The organism is Peribacillus kribbensis DSM 17871 (genome assembly GCF_000430765.1).
Taxonomy (GTDB): Bacteria; Bacillota; Bacilli; order Bacillales; family DSM-1321; genus Paraperibacillus; species Paraperibacillus kribbensis.
This window is the reverse complement of the sequence record NZ_AUMQ01000036.1, coordinates 21,573-41,260: the sequence shown is the minus strand read 5'-3', so window position 1 is coordinate 41,260 and position 19,688 is coordinate 21,573. Positions and strand designations below refer to the sequence as shown.

Annotated in this window: 21 protein-coding genes and 3 pseudogenes; 12 read left to right on the top strand and 12 right to left on the bottom strand. The window is 41.8% G+C overall.

The genetic code is table 11. The annotated features are described in order from the left end of the window. Positions 1-15 precede the first annotated feature (15 nt). Both H539_RS0107640 and H539_RS0107635 read right to left on the bottom strand, forming a co-directional pair. Entirely contained in the window at positions 16-981 is a 966-nt protein-coding gene (locus H539_RS0107640) for a TIGR03571 family LLM class oxidoreductase (RefSeq protein ID WP_026693027.1), read from the bottom strand. 19 nt (positions 982-1,000) lie between these two features. Beyond that, the gene (locus tag H539_RS0107635; RefSeq protein WP_026693026.1) at positions 1,001-1,324 is read right to left on the bottom strand and encodes an ArsR/SmtB family transcription factor; all 324 of its coding nucleotides are present in this window, start codon (positions 1,322-1,324) and stop codon (positions 1,001-1,003) included. 298 nt (positions 1,325-1,622) lie between these two features. On the opposite strand from H539_RS0107635, the gene H539_RS0107630 reads away from it, so the two are divergent. Beyond that, complete coding sequence (locus H539_RS0107630; protein ID WP_026693025.1) at positions 1,623-1,805, top strand: hypothetical protein; 183 nt, start codon at positions 1,623-1,625, stop codon at positions 1,803-1,805. 180 nt (positions 1,806-1,985) lie between these two features. Here H539_RS0107630 and trxA read toward each other — a convergent pair whose 3' ends face one another. The 4 genes and pseudogenes from trxA to H539_RS33405 all read right to left on the bottom strand — a co-directional run. Further along, positions 1,986-2,300 carry a thioredoxin gene (trxA, locus tag H539_RS0107625; protein ID WP_026693024.1) on the bottom strand — a complete coding sequence of 105 codons (315 nt, stop codon included), beginning with the start codon at positions 2,298-2,300 and terminating at the stop codon, positions 1,986-1,988. A gap of 435 nt (positions 2,301-2,735) precedes the next feature. Next, on the bottom strand, positions 2,736-2,951 hold the full coding sequence (locus H539_RS33410; RefSeq protein ID WP_081415813.1) for a GerAB/ArcD/ProY family transporter: 216 nt from the start codon (positions 2,949-2,951) through the stop codon (positions 2,736-2,738). Positions 2,952-3,015: 64 nt separating this feature from the next. After that, positions 3,016-3,354: a Ger(x)C family spore germination protein gene (locus tag H539_RS0107620; protein WP_026693023.1), complete on the bottom strand. Its 339-nt coding sequence runs from the start codon at positions 3,352-3,354 to the stop codon at positions 3,016-3,018. 331 nt (positions 3,355-3,685) lie between these two features. After that, positions 3,686-3,875 (bottom strand): annotated as a pseudogene (locus H539_RS33405) (IS4 family transposase); the annotation flags it as partial. Here H539_RS33405 and H539_RS0107615 point away from each other — a divergent pair. The 3 genes from H539_RS0107615 to H539_RS0107605 all read left to right on the top strand — a co-directional run bounded on the left by H539_RS0107615 (position 3,875) and on the right by H539_RS0107605 (position 5,077). Beyond that, a complete protein-coding gene (locus tag H539_RS0107615; protein WP_026693022.1) occupies positions 3,875-4,009 on the top strand; it encodes a BA3454 family stress response protein in 135 nt (44 codons plus the stop codon). The pseudogene H539_RS33405 and the gene H539_RS0107615 sit on opposite strands and share 1 nt — an antisense overlap. Before the next feature lie 158 nt (positions 4,010-4,167). Further along, positions 4,168-4,596: an RrF2 family transcriptional regulator gene (locus tag H539_RS0107610; protein WP_026693021.1), complete on the top strand. Its 429-nt coding sequence runs from the start codon at positions 4,168-4,170 to the stop codon at positions 4,594-4,596. 145 nt (positions 4,597-4,741) lie between these two features. Continuing rightward, positions 4,742-5,077: an IDEAL domain-containing protein gene (locus H539_RS0107605; protein ID WP_026693020.1), complete on the top strand. Its 336-nt coding sequence runs from the start codon at positions 4,742-4,744 to the stop codon at positions 5,075-5,077. A 9-nt stretch (positions 5,078-5,086) separates the two neighbouring features. On the opposite strand, the pseudogene H539_RS28065 reads toward H539_RS0107605, so the two are convergent. Together H539_RS28065 and H539_RS28060 are read right to left on the bottom strand one after the other, a co-directional pair. Continuing rightward, a pseudogene (locus H539_RS28065) lies at positions 5,087-5,316 on the bottom strand (beta/alpha barrel domain-containing protein); the annotation flags it as partial. A gap of 50 nt (positions 5,317-5,366) precedes the next feature. Next, positions 5,367-5,937, bottom strand: a pseudogene (locus H539_RS28060) (histidine phosphatase family protein). A gap of 387 nt (positions 5,938-6,324) precedes the next feature. On the opposite strand from H539_RS28060, the gene H539_RS0107590 reads away from it, so the two are divergent. The 4 genes from H539_RS0107590 (at position 6,325) to argH (ending at position 10,386) form a co-directional block, all read left to right on the top strand. Further along, positions 6,325-6,765: a WapI family immunity protein gene (locus tag H539_RS0107590; RefSeq protein ID WP_026693018.1), complete on the top strand. Its 441-nt coding sequence runs from the start codon at positions 6,325-6,327 to the stop codon at positions 6,763-6,765. 24 nt (positions 6,766-6,789) lie between these two features. Continuing rightward, the gene (locus tag H539_RS0107585; protein WP_026693017.1) at positions 6,790-7,098 is read left to right on the top strand and encodes a hypothetical protein; all 309 of its coding nucleotides are present in this window, start codon (positions 6,790-6,792) and stop codon (positions 7,096-7,098) included. A gap of 460 nt (positions 7,099-7,558) precedes the next feature. Continuing rightward, positions 7,559-8,779: an ROK family transcriptional regulator gene (locus H539_RS0107575; RefSeq protein WP_035322132.1), complete on the top strand. Its 1,221-nt coding sequence runs from the start codon at positions 7,559-7,561 to the stop codon at positions 8,777-8,779. Between the two features lie 116 nt (positions 8,780-8,895). Beyond that, entirely contained in the window at positions 8,896-10,386 is a 1,491-nt protein-coding gene (gene argH, locus H539_RS0107570; RefSeq protein ID WP_026693015.1) for an argininosuccinate lyase, read from the top strand. 55 nt (positions 10,387-10,441) lie between these two features. Here the strand turns inward: argH and H539_RS0107565 are convergent, their stop codons facing one another. Beyond that, entirely contained in the window at positions 10,442-10,996 is a 555-nt protein-coding gene (locus H539_RS0107565) for a competence protein ComK (protein ID WP_026693014.1), read from the bottom strand. 857 nt (positions 10,997-11,853) lie between these two features. On the opposite strand from H539_RS0107565, the gene H539_RS28055 reads away from it, so the two are divergent. Further along, positions 11,854-12,798: a S8 family peptidase gene (locus tag H539_RS28055; protein WP_425414700.1), complete on the top strand. Its 945-nt coding sequence runs from the start codon at positions 11,854-11,856 to the stop codon at positions 12,796-12,798. Positions 12,799-12,833: 35 nt separating this feature from the next. Here the strand turns inward: H539_RS28055 and H539_RS0107550 are convergent, their stop codons facing one another. After that, positions 12,834-13,502 (bottom strand): C40 family peptidase, encoded by a 669-nt coding sequence (locus H539_RS0107550; protein ID WP_162144700.1) that lies wholly within the window; start codon positions 13,500-13,502, stop codon positions 12,834-12,836. Between the two features lie 331 nt (positions 13,503-13,833). Between H539_RS0107550 and H539_RS0107540 the strand changes: the two genes are divergently transcribed. Beyond that, on the top strand, positions 13,834-14,697 hold the full coding sequence (locus H539_RS0107540) for an SMP-30/gluconolactonase/LRE family protein (RefSeq protein ID WP_051348491.1): 864 nt from the start codon (positions 13,834-13,836) through the stop codon (positions 14,695-14,697). A gap of 295 nt (positions 14,698-14,992) precedes the next feature. Here the strand turns inward: H539_RS0107540 and H539_RS0107535 are convergent, their stop codons facing one another. Next, entirely contained in the window at positions 14,993-15,187 is a 195-nt protein-coding gene (locus tag H539_RS0107535; RefSeq protein ID WP_026693011.1) for a Fur-regulated basic protein FbpA, read from the bottom strand. A 449-nt stretch (positions 15,188-15,636) separates the two neighbouring features. Continuing rightward, a complete protein-coding gene (locus H539_RS0107525; RefSeq protein ID WP_026693010.1) occupies positions 15,637-16,500 on the bottom strand; it encodes a LysR family transcriptional regulator in 864 nt (287 codons plus the stop codon). A 148-nt stretch (positions 16,501-16,648) separates the two neighbouring features. Here H539_RS0107525 and tcuA point away from each other — a divergent pair, with 148 nt between their 5' ends. Together tcuA and H539_RS28050 are read left to right on the top strand one after the other, a co-directional pair. Next, positions 16,649-18,151, top strand: coding sequence for an FAD-dependent tricarballylate dehydrogenase TcuA (tcuA, locus tag H539_RS0107520; RefSeq protein WP_026693009.1), 1,503 nt, complete (start codon positions 16,649-16,651; stop codon positions 18,149-18,151). Positions 18,152-18,272: 121 nt separating this feature from the next. Continuing rightward, positions 18,273-19,673: an MFS transporter gene (locus H539_RS28050; protein WP_051348490.1), complete on the top strand. Its 1,401-nt coding sequence runs from the start codon at positions 18,273-18,275 to the stop codon at positions 19,671-19,673. The last annotated feature ends 15 nt before the right edge of the window (positions 19,674-19,688 follow it).

The following is a 19,688-nucleotide window of genomic DNA, read 5'->3' as shown; positions in this document are numbered from 1 at the left end:
TTTATACAATTTAATTTAAACCTGGCCTGTACCTTTATGAGTTGGAAAGAAGGGTAAAACATATTCCCCAAGTTCCTGGATTACTTCCTCTGGAGGGCGCTTGGAAAAATAGAGAACAAACGCCAAATGGTTGACACCAATCGCTTGAAATTGATGAAGCAGATCAACTAAACGGTTTCTTCCCACGGAATAGCCTAAGGGTATGGGGACAGGCATTTCATCGGGGTTTTCCACTAAATTGATGAACAAGCTTTGAGAGAAGGGTTTAAAATCTCCTTGAGCATGAACTTCAGTTAAAGCACGATAATCCTGGATAAGCTGTGCCTGTTGAATCATGCTTCTTGGGTATTGAAGCCACCCATCCCCATTCCCGGCTATCCAATTGATAGACTGATTGCTAAATCCGGTCACCATGGTCGGAATCGAAGATACAGGCTTTGGGAATAACCTCATATCTGTGCCATCGATCAGCCCGGCGTGGGTGTGGATGGTCGGTTGATCCTCCTTTAACAGACGATCGAGAATTTCGAAATTTTCCTTAAATAGCGGACCGCTTTCTTGCTTAGATATCCCTAAAGCTGTAAAATCTTTTTCCCTGTCCCCTGATGCCACTCCCATAATCAATCGACCTGGAAACAATCGATCGATTGATGCAGCTTCCTTGGCTACCCTGACGGGGTGGCGCAGAGGGAGAACTACACTTCCTGTCACTAACGCAATGTGCTTCGTATAGGCCGCAAGATACGTTAAATAAATCCATAAATCGTACATTTGGCCGTTATCATCCACATTCAAATTCTGCATTGTAATATCACGGAGCCATAATGAAGCAAAGCCATATTCCTCAATTTTACGTGCAAGCTCCAGCTGATTCTCCATAATTGGATTTTTAGACATCCTGGCAGTCGGGAGGACAAATCCGAGTGTCATTTTGTCTTTCTGGTACATGCTGTTATAGGCATGATGATGTTGAAAACTCACTCTTGGTCCTCCTTAAAGGTTATATTTTTTGGCCTATATACTTTTCAAACTGTTTAATCGTTACCTCATTCCGCCGATAGTAAGTCCATTGTCCGATTCGTTTCATTTCCACCAGACCGCTTTGCAAAAGGATAGATAGATACTGGGAGGTAGTGGACTGTGATAGTCCTACTCTGCTGCGAATATCACTAACACAAACCCCGCCATCAAAGCCTTTTTCTCTGATAACATGTGCCTGCGTGGAAAAATTATGATCAGGATCTTTCAATATTTGGAGAATATTTACTCTTATTTGATTTGACAGTGCCTTGAAAATTTCAACTGCCTGTTCATCATTTAACATATTTGATTCCTGATTCAACGCTGCCCGCCCCTTTCTGATCTTATTAAAAACTATTTTGCTTGGAATGCGTATAAATTAATCGGACAAGAGGATATTGATAATTTGCGATATCTCTATATTATGTTCCTTTATACCCAAAATCAAATTTTATGCTTAAGACAGGGTTAGGAAACAGCTTTAAAGGAATGACACAAATCAGCTTAGAGAACAGGCGGAGGAGAGATGAGGATTATTTTTGCCCATCTTTTAAATGGTTTGGGTTGGTATATAGCTTTAAAAAAATCAAGACTTTAAAAGGATGGGTGAAGAAACGTCTGATGAAGAGAAAGTTGTAGATGACGATACAATGTCTATGGATTCTGTTGCTTCGTTTTTGGATCCTTGGAAACCACGTTTTGAAGCAGTCTTGATTGAGCCAAAGAGACGAGCTAATAAACCCTCTCAGGATGATATTGTAAAAGTAATTAATAGAGGAAAGTGATGATTTATCACCATTTATTGGGGAATTGGTTTATTGAATAATAAAAAATATGGCTATACATTGCTGTAGTATAGCCACAAAAATAACATTATGATGCTCACTTACACCAAGTGAGCCCGCCATCAATTCGAAGAACGGTACCAGTTGTAAAATCATTTTTCACTAAGTACAAGCAGGGTATTACATATGCTTTGAAATCATTTCTGTCAAAGCTTCTTTTGGATAGAACCCAATAACTTTATCTACAGCTGCTCCGTCTTTGAAAAGAATCAACGTTGGAATGCTCATGACTCCAAATTTTCCTACTGTTCCTGCATTTTCATCTACATTAAGCTTGATAATTCTAACTTTGTCACCCATTTCAACATCGATTTCCTCCAATACAGGTGCGATCATTTTACAAGGACCGCACCATGGTGCCCAAAAATCCGCTAAAACTAATCCCTCTTTAATTTCAGTGCTAAATGTTTGATCTGTTACGTGTGAGATAGCCACTTTTCATATCCTCCAATTCATTCTTATCTTTAATAAAAGTATTTTTTAATGCATACAAATAAATCAAAATTACCTCCTTCTAAATGTAATAATAAAAAAAGTTACAGATTGCATTTCTATAAAACGCACTGTAATAAAATAGTTTACAGTTTAGACATTACAATAGCAAAGGACTAGTAAATGTCCTGTCATAACTAACTAAACTATTTTAAAAAGGCACTTTTTAAAATATGCTTCCTTTCAAAAGGAATTACTGTAATTTTAATAATTACAGTTTACGAAGTCAAGAAAAATTAATTCGATATTCTCAAATGCTGCTATAGTGGGTATAAACCGATGCATGAAATAGGGGGACAGCAACTCCACTTGATAAACGAGCCAGATTCACAGAGGATTCGTCAATATGAAATCGTATCCGACAGAGAAGGTCACTTTTCATTTAAAGTTGAGAACTATTATGACACTCTTAAATGGCTTAGTATTATTTAAATGCTCTTGGCTAAAGAATGCTAATGAAATCAGCGCTATAACCAAATAAAGTAAGGTTGAAAACAGAAGTCCAAGGTGAGTCCATTTTTGTAATTTTCCAGAGTTCTTAATAAAGGGGCAAAACATAAATAATGGCTCAAAACCTAAGTATTGAAACAACATTTCTAAGTATCGGCTATAGCGATCTGCATACGACTCCCAGCAGTCGGATCTTTTTTGAGACTTATTAAAACTTCAGTGACTCCTCTTTTTGCAAACTCCTTACCAACACAACCATGTCCAATTTTCCTATTTCGATCGGGTAAGCGGCTTTTGTATCCAATCTTGGAAGGGTGTCCTCAAACGTACCGGAAACGGTTTTAAAATCTTTTAATACGGTTTTCCCTTTTTCCGTGAAAAGAGGATAGATCACCATTCCTTCGATTTTGTCTTTTTTCTTGTCATAAGCTAGTGTATCAGTGATTTGAATTTTATCGATAATTCGTTCATTACCACACCCTGATAATAGAACAAGAATGAACACAGCTACGAGGGAAAGGATTTTATTTTTTCCTTTTTCATTCATTAACTTCACTTCTCCTTCTTCAGGATTAAATTTACTATTTAATTATGTTTCCATCTCTTTCATTATTATCCAATACCTCATTCAAGAGGTTAGCGTAAGTACAGTGTTTTTTAAAGAGTTATACACTTTAATGCATTTTCATATCTTATCCATAAATTTACAGTTGACTTCGTGAACTGTAATATTTAAATTTACAGTATTGCCAGTAGAAAATGAGTTGGATAAGAATCTTATAACACACCAAGTTGTGCTTCTTTTCGAAAAGCAAAAAAATGGCTTGAGGAACATCAATTGACTATATTGAAAGAATCATATTAACTAATCCAGGATAAAAGCATCGGGCTAGTAATTCCACCTTTTGACTACGATTTCGATCAAATGAGGAATCCTCTACAATAAAGACTTTAGGACGGCTTTTGTCTGTGAGACGTTCTACTTAGAAAGTCCCAAAGAGAAGTAATAAACGCTGCCAGTTAAAATGTTGATTGGTTTAAGAAACGATAGAGGGAGGAAGAAAGTGGTGATTGAAGTATTCGTTACGGTTAATTTTAAAGATAGAAATTATCAAACCAATGTCATTGTAAAAAAGGAAATAGCATGGCTAAAAATTAAAAAGATAGCGGAAGAACAAGTCAAAAAACAATGGGATATTTAAATGTATAACTGGCTATAGCTATACAAAGATTTTACCAGCGTGTTTCCATTACTGTTTGACAAACTAAACTGTAATAATTATTATTACATTATGCTATAAAAAACTAAAAAGGCTTACTATATACTAAAAGCGTTTTTTATTTCTTAGGGGGCAGGGCCATGAATAGTGATTTTACGCTTGCCATTCATAGTTTAACTTTTCTTGCGTTGCAGTCAGACCGGATGTCAACAAGTGATGCTATCTCAGAGAGTGCTGGTGTCCACCCGGTACGCATTCGTAAAGTGCTAAGCTTATTAAAAAAACATGGATTTATAAAATCAAAAGAAGGAACCGGCGGCGGATTTATTTTTACTTTAGACCTTAGTGAAGTTAATCTCTGGGATATATATATGATAACTTCTGAAGGTGCTTTGCAGCCTAAGTGTCCTGATTCAAATGAAAAGTGTATTGTGGGCGCGAATATGAAAAGAGTATTATTTGCAATTTTCTTAGGTGCGGAAGAGCATTTGGGTGAATATTTAAAGAACTATACAATTAAAGAAGTTGTTGATCTTGTAAATCAAGATCAAAATAGCGGCTGTGACTAAGGCCGCAGACTTTTTTTGCTAAATGTAATAAAAAATATTACAGTTTTATTCTAGGTGATATATCTCCGATCACTGTAGCTTAAAAAGAGGTTATTTCTTGGCTGCATTCATAAAATTCAAAAATAGCATAAGAAGGTGAAAAAGGATGTTGACGAATGGTAATTCCGTTTTGAAAACAGGTGACTGGATTAAGGGGAAATTAAGGGATGGACAATTAATAATTGGTTATATTGAATCACAGAGTATTCTCGATGGAGTTGTTAAAGTAACGGTTGCTACTAGTGATAATCGTGAAACACTTGGCAAAACAATTTCGATTTTAAGTGAAAATGTTAGGAAACTGCCACTTTCTAAGGTGGTAAACAAGGAACAAATTCTATTTCTAATAGACTTGGCATTATCAACGGGGGATGAAGAATGGTTTATTGAGCTTGCTTCCAAGTTAAACTCGATCCATCAGCTTGTTGAGGGAGTGCGTTAAACCTTTCCATTAACCTTGTTTAATCATTTGTTGCATTTTTGCTGCTGCTGCTTTAATATCTTCTTGTCCACGCCAACAATGATAAAGTCTGGTTGTGCTTTGATTACTTCTGGAATTGTTTCTATTTTAATGCCTCCCGCCACTGCAGTTTTTGCATTTTTTACAACGCTTTTAATGGTTTTTATATCCTCAAATGAGTTTTTTCCAACAGCTTGAAGATCGTAACCAGTGTGAACACAGGAAATGGGAATGGTGAAAAAGGCGTGAGGGACGCCTTTTTTTGCTGAAATCAACTGATTGCGGGCTGGACGGCGCCCCATAGTCTTGTAACTTTAGACAGCTTCTCTCCTAGAAACTCCATCCGGTAAACATCAGGTTTTGTAGTCTGCGGCAGGAAATCCATACCGTAGTTATTGTCAAAATAGTTCATCATGAGCGTCATGACGGCTCCATGCGTGCCCAATGCAATTCTTTTTCCCGGATAATCTGAAAGCAGCTTCTTTAAAACGGAAATGGACCGTTCCTGGCATGCAGAGTTGGATTGTCCGCCGGGAAGCGCAAAGTCTGGGTCCAAAAAGGATTTCTCAAGCATAGGAAACAGCTCATTATTCGGCATAGGATGACTGCTTGATGAGAAGACTCGTTCCTTTAAATCTTCAAAGATCAGGACGTTTTTTTCCTGAACGTTGTGCGCATTCCCGGACAGTCAGAATTGCCCGGCTGTAGGGGCTGGAAACAAAAACCTCAATTTCCTCCTCCAGGATCTCCGCAGTACCAATTGCATCCGCTTTTCCTTTTGGAGTGAGTCCCTGTTCTCTTTCACGTTCTCCGGTTTTAGGCGACTCTCCATGCCTCACCATGTAGATGTATTTTTTATGATTTTCCTCCTGTAACTTTGATACTATTAGATTATGAATATATACGACACAAATCGACCAGTTCCTTCAAAATTACTCAGATTCAAAAATATTATGGGAAGACTTTCACTCAGTAAGGAATGAGACGGCTTTCTATGATAAACTGATAGCATCAAAATTTTCCAATTTTCAGTACATTCATCTGGTTGAAGAGAACAGGAGATTATTGTGCAAAAAATATTCAAAGCAGGCTTAACCGTAAGTTGTATCATTTATTTATTCATATTAGCGGTTATATTGTTTTTTGGAACAAGCAGATATTTTACAGATCCAGCACTTTCACTGACTGATTCGATAAAACCTTTTTTAAGTTGAAAAGAGGTGGATGAAATGAATCAATTTATGATTGCAGGTAAACAGGGATTCATCCGGATAAAATTTAATAAAGTGCACGGTTTTCCAGAGGAAACAAGTTATTTAGGCGGGTATGATGTAGAAGGCAATGTCGAGATTAAGAGTGGGAATTATTATGTTAAAGATGCTGAATTTTGGTTTTCAACTGGTCAGGTGTATCAGTTCTTCATTCAGCTGCAAAAATGCTATAGCCATTTAAAAGGCTGTGTTAGTTTTTCAGATGAAAATACTCTTAAAATTGATATGCATTTTAACAAATTTGGCGGGATCACGATTCAAGGGTATTTTCAAGAAACAGCACATCAAGAGAATATTCTCCACTTTGAGTTTGAAAGCGACCAAAGTTATTTGGTATCCACATTACAGCAATTACAAAATATTGCAGATCAATATGGTGATTTAAAAGGTAAAAGGTAAGATTTAACTATAGGAGAAATCTACTTGAAAAAGAAGAGAAGATATTTTATATCTGTTCTAGTCATAATAGGATTGGTTCTTTTGAATTATTTAGGGCCATATGATGTATTAGAAGCAATATCGGTCGGGAATTTAAAAGATTACCCTGAGCTCCAGGAACAGCTAGATGGAAATATCCAAAAGATTATATATTTAAGAAGAAAAACATATGAGGTACATACAGACAAAAAGGAATATATCTTGATTGAAAATCATAGTGATGACGTGTTTAGGAGATTTAAAGTATTCGAGATGAAGGAGAAGAGGCTGAAGCTATTTTTGAATCCAATGTAAACAGAGACGCAGCGGTCATCAATCCTTACAAACACCAAGTCCAACGCAGGATTCCTGTGGGAGACAGCCCACTGGGTATTGCATTTACACCAGACGGCAGGCGTACGTATGTTGCCATTATGGGGGAATACCGTCTCTGTCATCGGAGTTACTCCTGTAGGACTGGTGCCTTTAGGAACCGCAGCCGGAATCATCTGCAGAAGAAAATGGAAAAAATCATAACGAAGCATCCCTAAAGAATTGAGGGGATGCTTCGTTTTATTTCTGGAGCCCATAAGTTAAAAGATTGGTAAAAATCTTGCAAGCACTGACCATGGTTTGATGATGGAAACCGCAGTCACATAACATAGAATAGAAAAGATCCTAATACACTTTTAGATGGTAAAAGTTTTTCTGAAGAGTTATATTCTGGTTAGTTAGTCGATATTACTAACAAAAAAATTAATAAGGCCGTGATTGTATGAGCAGTAATAAAACTCCCTTCACTTTGAAAGAGCACAACAAGAAAAGCATCCTGTATTGTATTATGAAGCATTCTCCTATTTCAAGGGCTGAAATATCAGCAAGGATACATATCAGCAAGCCAACTGTGTCACAGCTGGTGGATGAGCTAATCCGCGATAAATGGATTTATGAAAGCGGGATTGGTGAATCTGCCTGGCAGGGAGGGGGAAAACCTATCCAGCTGCACTTTAATGAAAAAGCAGCCTATATCATCGGGGCAGATATTGGAGGAACAAAGGTCAAGACGGTCATCAGTGATTTAAGCGGCACCATCGCCGCATCTAGCAGTTTTAAAACGGAAGCATATTTGGAATCTGGGCTGATTAAGCAGATTGCTGCAGAAATTGAGCAAATGACGGAAAAATCCGGGATTGAGAGGGAAAAGATTTTGGGCATGGGAGCTGGAGTACCAGGCATTACCGATGCAGAAAACGGCATTGTAATTGAAGCGCCAAGCTTGAACTGGATCCGCTACCCTTTTGTGGCAGAAGCAGAACGCTATTTTTCCTTTCCTGTCTATGTAGAAAATGATGTGAATGCTGCCGTGTTAGGAGAACAGTGGCTGGGAAATGCCCAAGATAGAGAGAATGTGATGTTCCTGGCAGTCGGCACAGGAATTGGCTGTGGAATCATCATCCATAACAAGCTCTACAGAGGATCAGCCAATGCTGCAGGCGAGCTGGGCTATATGGTTACCGATAAAAATGATATGGAAAATGAGTTCAAGCCCACCTTTCACCGGTATGGCTATCTGGAAAGCATGGCAGGAGGAGAGGCAATCGGCCGAAAATTCAGCTCCCTTGTCATGAAGAACCCGGCCTATCCCTTGCGCCATGATGCAGGGTCAGCAGGACTGACCAGCGATCAAGCCTTCACCTATGCGGAAAAAGGGGACCGAGAAGCGCTCGCCGTCGTACAGGAGGCTATCCAGCACCTTGCCTATGGAATAATTAATGCCGCATGCCTCTTAAATCCAGAGGTGATCATTTTAGGAGGGGGAGTATTAAAGTCCGCTGATTTTATATTACCGAGACTGCGTGAAATCGTGGATCCTTATCTTCCGGTCTCAGTAGAATTAAGGCCTTCCCAGCTAGGGGACAATATGGGGGTTTTGGGTGCTGTTTCACTATTTTTAGGAAAACACGATGGCCTCATAAATGATCCAAAGGGTAATTAGTAGTCGAAAAAACAAGGTGATTTTTGATTGTTAATGCAATTGTCCTGAACGTTCTCAATAAATTGTCCGGCATCACGGCCGAACAATCCTTGTCTTAAAAAAATGGAGATGAAGCCATGAATAGATTAGAAGAATTTATGAGAAACGAGGGAAGCGTCTTTCCCGGGAAAACGTATGTAGAAGAACTTTTAAAGCCAGTTTTCAATGATCAGCGCGATTTCTTGTTTCATGTGATGTTTGATATCCACCGGGCACACGTGATCATGCTTGAAGAACAAAAGATTATTGAAAGCAGCGAAGCAAGAGTCATGCTGGAGGGCATTAATAGAGTGGCAGAGACCGATCACAGCACTCTTTCCTACCAGCCGCAGTACGAGGATCTGTTTTTTATGATGGAAGCAAGAATTGGGGAGGAAATCGGCCCTGATCTTGCAGGAAAGATGCATATCGCAAGAAGCCGGAATGACATGGGCGTTGCGATGTACAGGCTGGTGCTAAGGGAGCAGCTGCTTTCCTTTCTTGGCAGCTGCTACTGTCTCAGTGAAGTCCTCCTGGAGCAGGCAGGCAGCCATAAAGAAACGATCATGACCGGATATACGCACACCCAGCCTGCCCAGCCGACAACGCTCGGTCATTACTTCCTGGCCATCTATGATGTGCTGCAGCGGGATATCAAGCGGCTTTGGGGTGCATATCGCACCGTGAATCAATCCCCTCTGGGGGCCGCTGCCCTTACCACAACCGGTTTTCCGATCTGCCGCAATCGAACCTGTGAGCTGCTGGCCTTTGATTCGGTAATCGAAAATTCCTATGACTCCATTGGAGGGGCAGATTATCTGCTGGAAACGGCATCCGCTTTGATGGTGTGCATGGTCAATACGGGGAGATGGATCCAGGATTTTCTCATGCATGTTACGAAAGAATTCGGTTCCTTTTGTGTGGCCGATCCATATGTCCAGGTAAGCTCTATCATGCCGCAGAAGAGGAACCCGGTATCCATCGAGCATTCCCGTTCCATCGCGAGCAGCGCATACGGCGAAGCACTGGCTGCGTTGAACATGGTTCATAACACCCCATTTGGGGATATCGTCGATACCGAGGATGACCTGCAGCCGCATCTATACCGTGCCTTCGCAAATGCGAAACGGGTGATGAGGCTCATGCATGCAGTGATCCTGACTTTAAAGGTGAACGAGGAGAGGACAAGGGAGCTCGCGAAGAAATCGAATATCACCATAACCGAGCTGGCGGATACACTTTCAAGGGAGCATGGAGTGCCGTTCAGGATGGCCCATGGAATTGCAAGCTTTATCTCAAAGGAAACCATCAAGCAGAAAAAGGAATTGTACGACTGGGAAATGGCTGAGATCAACGAAATGATTGCAGGATTTGTAAACATCTCTTTGACTGAAGAAGAGTGGGAAAACATTCTTTCTCCTGTGCATTTTGTAAAAATCCGAAGCATTAAGGGAGGACCGAGCCCAAAGGAAGTTGAAAGAATGTTAGGGGAAAGATTGAACGTACACAAGAGTGAGATGGAATCCTATAAAAAGACCCTTGAAAAACTCGCCGATAAAAGAAAGCAGCTAAAAGGGTACAGATTGTAAGCTGGGTCCTCACCGTGCTGCAGCACGGCGGGGACTGGCCATTTTTTTGTGCATTCTAGTCTTTGTCAGACCCCGAGTAGTAGGGGTTTTTCTCGCTCACAAGCTGGAGTCCGGTTCTGGGGTCGTAGTAATAGACAAGGCCCTTTTGGTTTCTTTCCTCGGTTATGTAACGGAGCTCGGCTGCCTGGTTATGTTTGGCTTTAAAGCGGGAGATTTTCATGTTGAGTTCAAAGGAGTGGCCAAAACGCAGGTTGACTCGTGTTTTCAGTGGTGAGAGCTTCTCGGGCCGCCCTACATGTGTGAAGGCGAGCCAAATGCATTTTTCACTTTTAGGAGAATAAAGCGGAAACCAGTATATATTCAGCTGTGAACAAACAACAACAGGGCACATGCTGATATTTCCAAGCTTAGATTTAGTGCTCTGGATCCCTCCCGGAAGATTTGATCCATAATAGAGCATGCTGTTATTCAAAATATCGGCGGGCTTTTCCTTGACGAGAAAGCTTTCTCTTCCTTGAATGACTCTCGAGCAGTGATTTCCAAGTGAATCAAATTCTGACTTAATCAGCACCGTGTCTGGATTAATAATATAATGATTTTTTTCTTCCATCCCAGTTCCTCCCATGAATCTTTCTTTTAATCCCTAATGACCATCCTGCCGGCAGAAATCTACAGATCATGCACCCCCTTTATTTGCTAATTCCATTATCTTACAAAAGTTAAATAATGTAAAATATTTCTTAAAAAAGAGCTAGTTTTTTCAAGTTGGCCATTTAAGGCAAGCCTGAGGGTAGTTTAATTGGTGATTTTTAGTTCAATATTTCCTGGGAGTCCCGAAAAATTTTAAATTTAAATCTTTAAGAATAATAGGGGGAAAAGTCCTTTACAATAGAAGAGGCTGGGAATTTAAAGAGGAAACATATTTATCAGGCTGCTATGCTGGATCCCCTTACTTCAGCGGTGCTATCCATGGATGTATCATTTCATTGTGTGATGAATTAATAGAGGTCCATGGGGAGTATCTGCCGAAGTTTTCAGGCAGTCATGTGGTTTAAGATGATAGTTTCGGTAAGAAGAAGCCCTCTCATAGGAAAAGGGCTTTATTTATGAATAGACTGGACTGTTTGTAAGTCTTTTGAATAGATCACCGGAGCTCTGTTCGGTATTTTTATCAAATAAGGCTATAACACCGTACATTTTATGACCTCCTGGATTCCAAGATTTTAATCAAAAAATGACCAATCAGGATAGGCAGACTATACATCTATCTTAACTCAAAAATTAGACTCATACTATATCGCAAATGCTTGTCTCCTCTCATAACATAAATGGAAGTCTTTAAACCCTGAGATCATGACCGCTCTGTTTGTCATTTCTTTTTAGCATCAGTCCTGCCATTCTCCAGGGATTATGAGGGGAGAGGTCCGTTTGGCAAATGTACAATTAATACCCTTTAAATTAGAGGGGATGAATAGCAATATTTTTGAGGTGCCCGCCGGAGTGCGGATGATTCGAGCAAGTTCTTTCTGGACACTTGGGTATCGCGGGGAGAATGCCGTGGTGGCGGTGATTGATACGGGCTGCCAGACCAATCATCCTGATTTGAGGGGACAAGTTATTGGAGGCCGGAATTTTACAGCAGATTATAATGGAAATCCTGACAATTATTCCGATAATAATGGCCACGGTACGCATGTGGCCGGAATTATTGCGGCTGCTGAGAATGGTTTTGGGGTTGTGGGAGTGGCTCCGAAAGCTAAGCTATTGGTGCTTAAGGCGCTAAATGGTCAGGGAACAGGTACGATAAAGTCTATTACGGAGGCTGTGGACTATGCCGTAAATTGGACGGGTCCCAACGGGGAGAAGGTACGGGTCATTTCCATGTCTTTGGGAGGGCCGGATGATGACCAAGCCCTGCATACAGCCATCCAGAATGCTGTCCAACACAATATCCTTGTGGTTTGTGCAGCTGGCAATCAAGGGGATGGCAGCGCACAGACGACGGAAACCAGCTATCCAGGTGCCTATGAAGAAGTAGTGGAGGTAGGGGCAGTGAATCAGTCCCGGAGGGTATCCACATTCAGCAACTCCAATAGTCAGGTGGATTTAGTGGCACCAGGTGAATATGTGATATCGACCATGCCAAAATTTCTGTATGGAATCATGTCCGGTACATCCATGGCTGCACCGCATGTGGCCGGGGCAGCAGCCTTGCTGATTGACCGGTTTGAAAAGAAACATAATCGTCCGATTACGGAGCCTGAGCTGTTCCAGGAACTGATTGCCCATACCCTGCCTTTAGGCTATCCGAGGTCACAGGAGGGAAATGGGCTGCTGAGGTTAAATGAAGTGCAGCGCCAGAAAATGCGCAGCTTATTAATCGATATTCTCCGCCAATCAGCAGGACAATAAATGCAAAAAAAAAGAAGGCCGCCTGGCCTTCTTTTTTAGATCCGCTTAGCCCCGATGAACTTAGGCTTCCAATAAGAATTGCTTGTGCTTGCTATAGAAACTCCATAAGAGGTCGCTGCCTGAATCATCTTGCCGCTTCCTATGTATATGGATACATGAGTTGGTCTTGAAGCTTTATTAGGAGCAAAGAACATTAAGTCTCCGGTTTTCATCGTGCTTGAGCTTGTCCTGGTTCCTTTTTTGTACATTTCAGCTGCAGTGCGCGGCAAAGTTTTACCGGCTTTGCTGTAGGAATATTTCACAAGTCCTGAGCAGTCGAAACCGCTAGGAGATATTCCGCCGAAACGATATTTGACACCTAAGTTGCTTTTTGCGACAGAAACTGCTTTTGCATGATAATCAGTTTTAGCTGTTGGTGCGGCAGGCTTAGCAGTCGTTAAATACTTCGAGCTGACATAACCCGTCTTTGAGCTGGCATTAATTTTAGCCCAGCCTTTAGATTCAGAGTAAACTGAAACCTTGGCTCCCTTTGATAAATGTGCTAGAACGGCACCGTTTGTGGATGCAGTTTTCCGTAAATTCAATGTTCCAGAGCTGACCTTGACATATTTTGTAGTGACCTTCGCAGCTGCTTCACTAATGGAAGGGACTGCAACCGAGAGACTAGAAACAATTAACAAGACTGAAGCTAATTTCTTTAACAAATTCATTTACCCCCGTTGTTATCTGTTAAAACCTACTATACAGGAAATAACATAACAAAATCTTCACGACACTATTACAGTTTTGTTACATATTATGTCGAAAGGATTACCTAAAAAGAGATTCCGTGTAAATTTATGGGAAAATATATGGAAGGTTTATACAATTTCTGCAAATCTTGTTGGGAAAATTAGAGGGATTAAAAGTGGAAATTGTGTATGATTTGGCAATAAACCCAGCGGAAAATATAATTGTACCTGTGCTTGAATATTCACAGATTGGGGTATCAGGATATATAGAAATCTACTTTTATTTGTCTTGGGAGTGAATGATTTGAAAGCAGAATTGCTTATAAATAGCGCATGTATACTTGGGGAAGGACCTTTTTGGCATGACCATAAGATTCACTGGATCGATATAAAGGAAAAGACGTTGTTCACCTACAAACCATCCAGTAGCGGAAGCCGATCTATAAAACTTCATGATTATGCAGGTGCGGTCGTCCCAAGACAGTCGGGAGGATGGACCGCTGCGTTAAGGGATGGCTTTTATCATATCCACGCAAACGGAGAAGCAGAGTTTATAGCCGACCCGGAGAGCCATCTTTCCGATAATCGTTTCAATGATGGGAAAACCGATCAGCACGGACGGTTTGTTGCCGGGACCATGTCCCTTTCAAATGAAGAGAAAAAAGGAGCGCTCTACAGACTTGAACGAGATGGCAGCGTCCATAAAATGCTGGACCATGTTTCACTATCCAATGGGCTGGCTTGGACCCATGATGGAAATACGTTTTACCATATAGACACTCCAACCCAAAAAATTAATGCCTATGATTATAATCTGGATACAGGAGAATTATCGAATGGCAGGACCGTCATCGAGGTTCCTCCTGGCGAGGGAGCTCCGGATGGAATGACTATCGACACAGAGGGAAACCTGTGGGTTGCCCACTGGGGCGGGGGACAGGTGGCCTGCTGGGATCCAAGGACAGGGAAGAAGCTTCGATCTATCGAGCTTCCAGTCGAGCAGGTAACCTGCTGCACATTTGGCGGAGAAGAAATGAATGAATTATTTATCACGACCGCAAGAGATGGATTATCCCAGGAAGACTTGGAAAAACAGCCTTTGGCTGGCGGACTTTTTCATGTGAAGCTGGATGTCAAAGGATATCCTGTGACTCCCTTTCGAGGATGACCGTTCCAGCCTATTGAGATAAAGGGTTCCCTTTTGAGATGCTTACATGAAAAAATAAAACTCGCGAATTGAACTGCACCCCAATTGTTAGACACTTGATATCTAACAATTGGAGGTGCTTTTTTATTGGGATACATAAGCTTTATTAAAATAAAACAAATAAAGAAATAGACGTATGACCATTCATACGTCTATTCTTATGTCATTTAATCGGAATCCTTTATCTATAGAAAATGGCGGCTTTCAGTTAGGGAATAGGTATTATTATATGAACAGAGGGGAAGTGGTTTACAGATTAGAACTTTTTCCATCTAATCGATTCAAATCCAGAATGCGGGTGGAAGTTAGCCTGAAGTTTTAGATATTCATTTTTCAGCTCATTCAACGTTAACTCGAAAAGCTGTTTGCCATCTTTTTTAAATTGTTCAAACTCAATCAGTTTATGAATCAGTTCGTTTCTTCTTCCTTCAATTGTTCTGTTGGAACCCATCCTGCACTCCTCCTTATATGTTTCAAAACGTCCTTATATAGAAAATAGGCATACCCAAGTAAACTTATAAGCTGTAAATCTGTTGGAAATCATTATCTTATTATCTTATAATTTATTCTTATTATTCCGACCTGTCAACTATAATTTAATTCTGAATTCATGATGGGTCCTTTTTTTTTAGTGAACGGCCCATTTCTCTGGAGGAGCTGACTCTGAGCAAAAATCCATGCTATACGAGTAATAACAAGAAAATCTCGAGTGAAAAATAAAGGAATACGAGCAAAGAAGTTCAAGCAAATAGTTAACCTGTTTGAGTATAAATTAGCGGAGGCTGAGAAAAAAGAAGGGCAGCGTGAGGGGACCGGGGCTGAATCTCAGGGAGGCCAAACCAGAAAAAAACGCCACCCAGAAGTGCCTCCCAAATGGCGTTCCTAAATGAACTTTCGGCCTTAATCCAGCTCCACACTCTCCATGAACTCCACAAAGGCTTTTACCACTGCCAGCTCCAGGGAGGATTCCTGATATACAAGTACAGTCTTTCGTATGATTTCTCCTGTGATTTTGGATTCGATCTTTAATGTGTGCAGTCCCTCGTTGCCAACAAGGCAGATACCAGGCAGGATAGCATATCCGAGACCCCTGATGACCATTTCTTTGCAGGTGTCAATATTGTCGACGTCCATGGTGATATAAGGGGGCAGTGTGAAGGAATCCTTCCACCATTTATCAATGGTGGTTTTAAGGGTCTGGTCGGTCTGGTAATTGATCCTGGGCAGGGCAGGCAGTTCTTTTGGAACAATGGGGTCTCTTGAAACAATATAGATATTTTCTTCATTCAACAGCAGCTGTGGGCCCTGCCAGTTGTAACGGCCCCTTGTGATCCCTACGTGGACTTCTTCTTTATTCACCATCTGATTGATATCGAAGCTCCAGCCGGTTTTCAGGTTGACCTCGATATCGGGATATCGGGATAAAAATCCTTCGAGAATTTGCGGCAGCTTATAGCGGGCAAAGTTTCCTGAGGAACCAAGCCGGAGGGTCCCCCTAACTTTGTGATCCATATTTGACAGATGTTCCTTTGTTTTTCGCAGCTGGAACAGCATGTTCTGAGAATACTGGACCAGGTATTCACCATGGGTAGTGAATTCTACTCCTCTTTTCTTTCTTAATAGAATCTTCGTATTGAATTCCTTTTCCAGCTGCTGGATCCTGTAGGTCAGGGCGGGCTGGGAGATATATAAGCGCTCGGATGCCTTTGAGAGGTTTCCTTCCTCGTATATGGTCTGCAGCAGAATCCAATCTTTTTCCTCCATTGAGCTTCATCTCCCTCTAATAAATCTTAGATATAAAAGAAATTTATATATGCCAATAAAATATAAGTATTTTATTTATATTATAAACTAAAATATACTTTTAATAGAATAATAAGAATATTTGAACAACAACATGGAGGGCTGGGATATGAATCAAACATATGAAACAGATGTAGTGGTGGTGGGAGCAGGAAATGCCGCTTTGTGTGCAGCCATTTCAGCGAAGGAACTGGGTTCGCGTGTTCTTGTTCTTGAAAAAGCGGAAAAGGAAAAAAGGGGCGGAAATTCATTTTTTACAGATGGCGCCATCCGGTTTGCATATAAGGGCTTAACGGCCATCAGGGAAATTGTGGAGCTTGATGAAGAGGCAGCAGGAAAGATCAGCATGCCGGAATATACAGAAGAAGATTACTATAGCGACCTTATGAGAGTGACCGAGGGAAAAAGCGACCCTGAGCTTGCAAGACAGCTTGTGTCCCAGTCCTTTGAAACCATCTCCTGGATGAGGAACCATGGGGTCAAGTTTGAACTGAATGCTGAGAATCAATCCTATGAAAAAGATGGTAAACGACATTTTTGGGGCGGACTTCCGGTCAGGACCTATCACAAAGGGATTGGTCTTGTCCAAAAGCTGAATCAGCGGCTGGGCGAGCTTGGGGTTGATGTATGGTATGGAGCAAGAGCTGTCAGGCTGACGAAGGAGGATGAAAGAATCACAGGAGTCATCGTCCAGCATGGTGAAAACGAAATTGATATAAAAGCAAGCGCTGTCATTCTTGCCTGCGGCGGGTTTGAAGCCAATAAGGCGATGCGCTCGAGATTTATGGGAGCTGAGTGGGAAGCAGCCATCGTTAGAGGAACGGAGCACAACACTGGAGACGGCCTGCAGATGGCCCTGGAAGCAGGCGCTGAAAAATATGGCGACTGGTCAGGCTGCCACTCGATCGGCACAGATTATCACGCACCAAAGGTAGGAGATTTCAATAAGCCCGGGGATATTTTCAAAAAGTCCTCCTTCCCGCTGGGGCTCATCATCAATAAGAACGGGGAGCGGTTCGTGGATGAAGGAGCGGATTTCAGGAATTATACGTATGCCAAATATGGCCGCGAAGTATTGAAGCAGCCAGACCATATGGCTTTCCAAGTCTTTGATGCCCAGGTGCGCTCAATGCTGAGGAGCGAATATAATCTCGAGGAAGCCACCTGCTATCAGGCTGACACGCTGGAGGAACTCGCTGATCTGATTCCTGTAGCCAAGGAGCAGTTCTTGCAGACTTTAGAGGCCTACAATTCAGCAGTTCAGGATGGCGAATATAACCCTACTGTTAAAGACGGAAAGAGAACGGAGGGAATCACTCCTGCAAAGTCGAATTGGGCGCTGCGTATGGATCAAGGTCCGTTTTACGCTTACCCGGTTACCTGCGGCATCACGTTTTCTTTCGGCGGATTGCATGTGAGCCCGGAGGGTGAAGTCCTGACTAAGGAGCGACAGCCTCTTCCAGGTCTATTTGCAGCAGGTGAAATGATCGGCGGCATCTTTTATGAAAATTATCCGGGTGGATCAGGGCTGATGTCGGGTGCCGTATACGGAAAACTCGCAGGTGCCTCTGCAGCAGGATATGTGAAACAAGGAAATCTCATCAAAAGCTAGGAGGGGAGGATCTTCCTTCTCCTTGCGCACTAAGATGGTCCGTGCCAAATGAGCAGGATGTGTATTCTATATCATTAGAATTTGTACCAATGCGAAAAAGAAACCGAACGGAGGATGAAACATGAATCATTCAGCAAGTCTCAATATATCCAATCGATTAGATAGACTCCCCTTTTCATCTATTCACAAGAAGGTTATTTTTGCCCTTGCTATTGCCTATTTCTTTGAATTCGCAGATTTGAATACGTTTTCATACGTATCACCGGTGCTTGTCAAGCAATGGAACCTGCCGATGAATGTCATTGCGACCATTAACTCCTGTGCATTTTTTGGAATGTTTCTAGGGGCTACGCTCGGCGGAAGGCTGGGGGATAAGGCAGGACGGAAGAAATCCATTATCATTTCGCTGATCTTTTTATCTCTATTCTCATTTTTGAATGCGTTTTCTTGGGGTGTCTGGTCATGTGCCATCTTCCGTTTTATCACGGGAATGGCAACATCCTCCCTGCTTGTGAATGCGAACACTTATATCATTGAGTTTTTTCCAAAGGCCACACGCGGGAAATATCAGGGACTTGCGATTGCCATTGGAATCATGGGAATCCCCATTACTGGATGGGTTTCGAGTTATCTGATTCCTATGTCAGACTGGGGCTGGAGGCTGGTGTTTGTCTGGGGCGGGCTCGGAATTTTTGCTTTATTGCTGATCAATCGGCTTTTTGAGCTGCCAAGGTGGTATGAAGTCAATGGACAGAGAGAAAAGGCCAAGGAAGTAATCGAGACGATTGAGAGGCTTGTGATTCAGGAAAAAGGCGGTCTTAATGATGCGGAGCCTGAGAGGGCAGTGGAGTTTCCTGGGAAAGGGAATCGGATGTCTGATATTTTCAAAGGGATTTATTTGAACAGGACAATCATTCTTATCGCCGTCTGGATTTTTCAGACCATCGCTTTCTATGGTTTCGGTTCATGGGTGCCGACACTGCTGGTCCAGCAGGGAATCGACTTAAAGGATTCTCTTCTATATAGCACCCTGATCACGCTGGGGGCACCATTAGGAGCCCTGCTTGGATCCGCTGTTTCAGACCGTTTTGAACGGAAAACCAATATTGCCATCGCCTGCTTCTTCATAGCGGCATCCGTACTTTTATTCGGGTTTACACTGAATCCTGTCATGATTGTTGTATTTGGTTTCTTGATCAATTTAATTGAAAGAACCTTCTCATCCAATCTTTATACCTATACATCTGAGGTATATGGAACTGAGGTACGTTCCTTCGGGCAGGGACTGACCTACGGCATCGGCCGTTTCTCCAATGTTCTGGGGCCGTTTTGTATCAGCTTCATCTACAGCGGTTATGGATACATGAATGTCTTTATCTTCATTGCGGCTGTCTGGATTGCTTCCGGAGTGGCCATTACCTTTGGTCCCCGGACTTCCAAACGGAGCCTGGAGGAAATTAATAACTCGTATCAGGAAGATATTTCTGCCGGCAGTGTACAGACAGAAACTTCAAGCATCTAAACTATCATAGACAGC

Excerpts from the sequence above, each read along its gene's own strand:
- H539_RS0107635 (WP_026693026.1), bottom strand. The coding sequence starts at position 1,324 with ATGTTAAATGATGAACAGGCAGTTGAAATTTTCAAGGCACTGTCAAAT.
- H539_RS0107630 (WP_026693025.1), top strand. The coding sequence starts at position 1,623 with ATGGGTGAAGAAACGTCTGATGAAGAGAAAGTTGTAGATGACGATACA.
- H539_RS33410 (WP_081415813.1), bottom strand. The coding sequence starts at position 2,951 with ATGTTGTTTCAATACTTAGGTTTTGAGCCATTATTTATGTTTTGCCCC.
- H539_RS0107620 (WP_026693023.1), bottom strand. The coding sequence starts at position 3,354 with ATGAATGAAAAAGGAAAAAATAAAATCCTTTCCCTCGTAGCTGTGTTC.
- H539_RS0107610 (WP_026693021.1), top strand. The coding sequence starts at position 4,168 with ATGAATAGTGATTTTACGCTTGCCATTCATAGTTTAACTTTTCTTGCG.
- H539_RS0107605 (WP_026693020.1), top strand. The coding sequence starts at position 4,742 with ATGTTGACGAATGGTAATTCCGTTTTGAAAACAGGTGACTGGATTAAG.
- H539_RS0107590 (WP_026693018.1), top strand. The coding sequence starts at position 6,325 with ATGAATCAATTTATGATTGCAGGTAAACAGGGATTCATCCGGATAAAA.
- H539_RS0107575 (WP_035322132.1), top strand. The coding sequence starts at position 7,559 with ATGAGCAGTAATAAAACTCCCTTCACTTTGAAAGAGCACAACAAGAAA.
- argH (WP_026693015.1), top strand. The coding sequence starts at position 8,896 with ATGAATAGATTAGAAGAATTTATGAGAAACGAGGGAAGCGTCTTTCCC.
- H539_RS0107565 (WP_026693014.1), bottom strand. The coding sequence starts at position 10,996 with ATGGAAGAAAAAAATCATTATATTATTAATCCAGACACGGTGCTGATT.
- H539_RS28055 (WP_425414700.1), top strand. The coding sequence starts at position 11,854 with ATGAATAGCAATATTTTTGAGGTGCCCGCCGGAGTGCGGATGATTCGA.
- H539_RS0107535 (WP_026693011.1), bottom strand. The coding sequence starts at position 15,187 with ATGGGTTCCAACAGAACAATTGAAGGAAGAAGAAACGAACTGATTCAT.
- H539_RS0107525 (WP_026693010.1), bottom strand. The coding sequence starts at position 16,500 with ATGGAGGAAAAAGATTGGATTCTGCTGCAGACCATATACGAGGAAGGA.
- tcuA (WP_026693009.1), top strand. The coding sequence starts at position 16,649 with ATGAATCAAACATATGAAACAGATGTAGTGGTGGTGGGAGCAGGAAAT.
- H539_RS28050 (WP_051348490.1), top strand. The coding sequence starts at position 18,273 with ATGAATCATTCAGCAAGTCTCAATATATCCAATCGATTAGATAGACTC.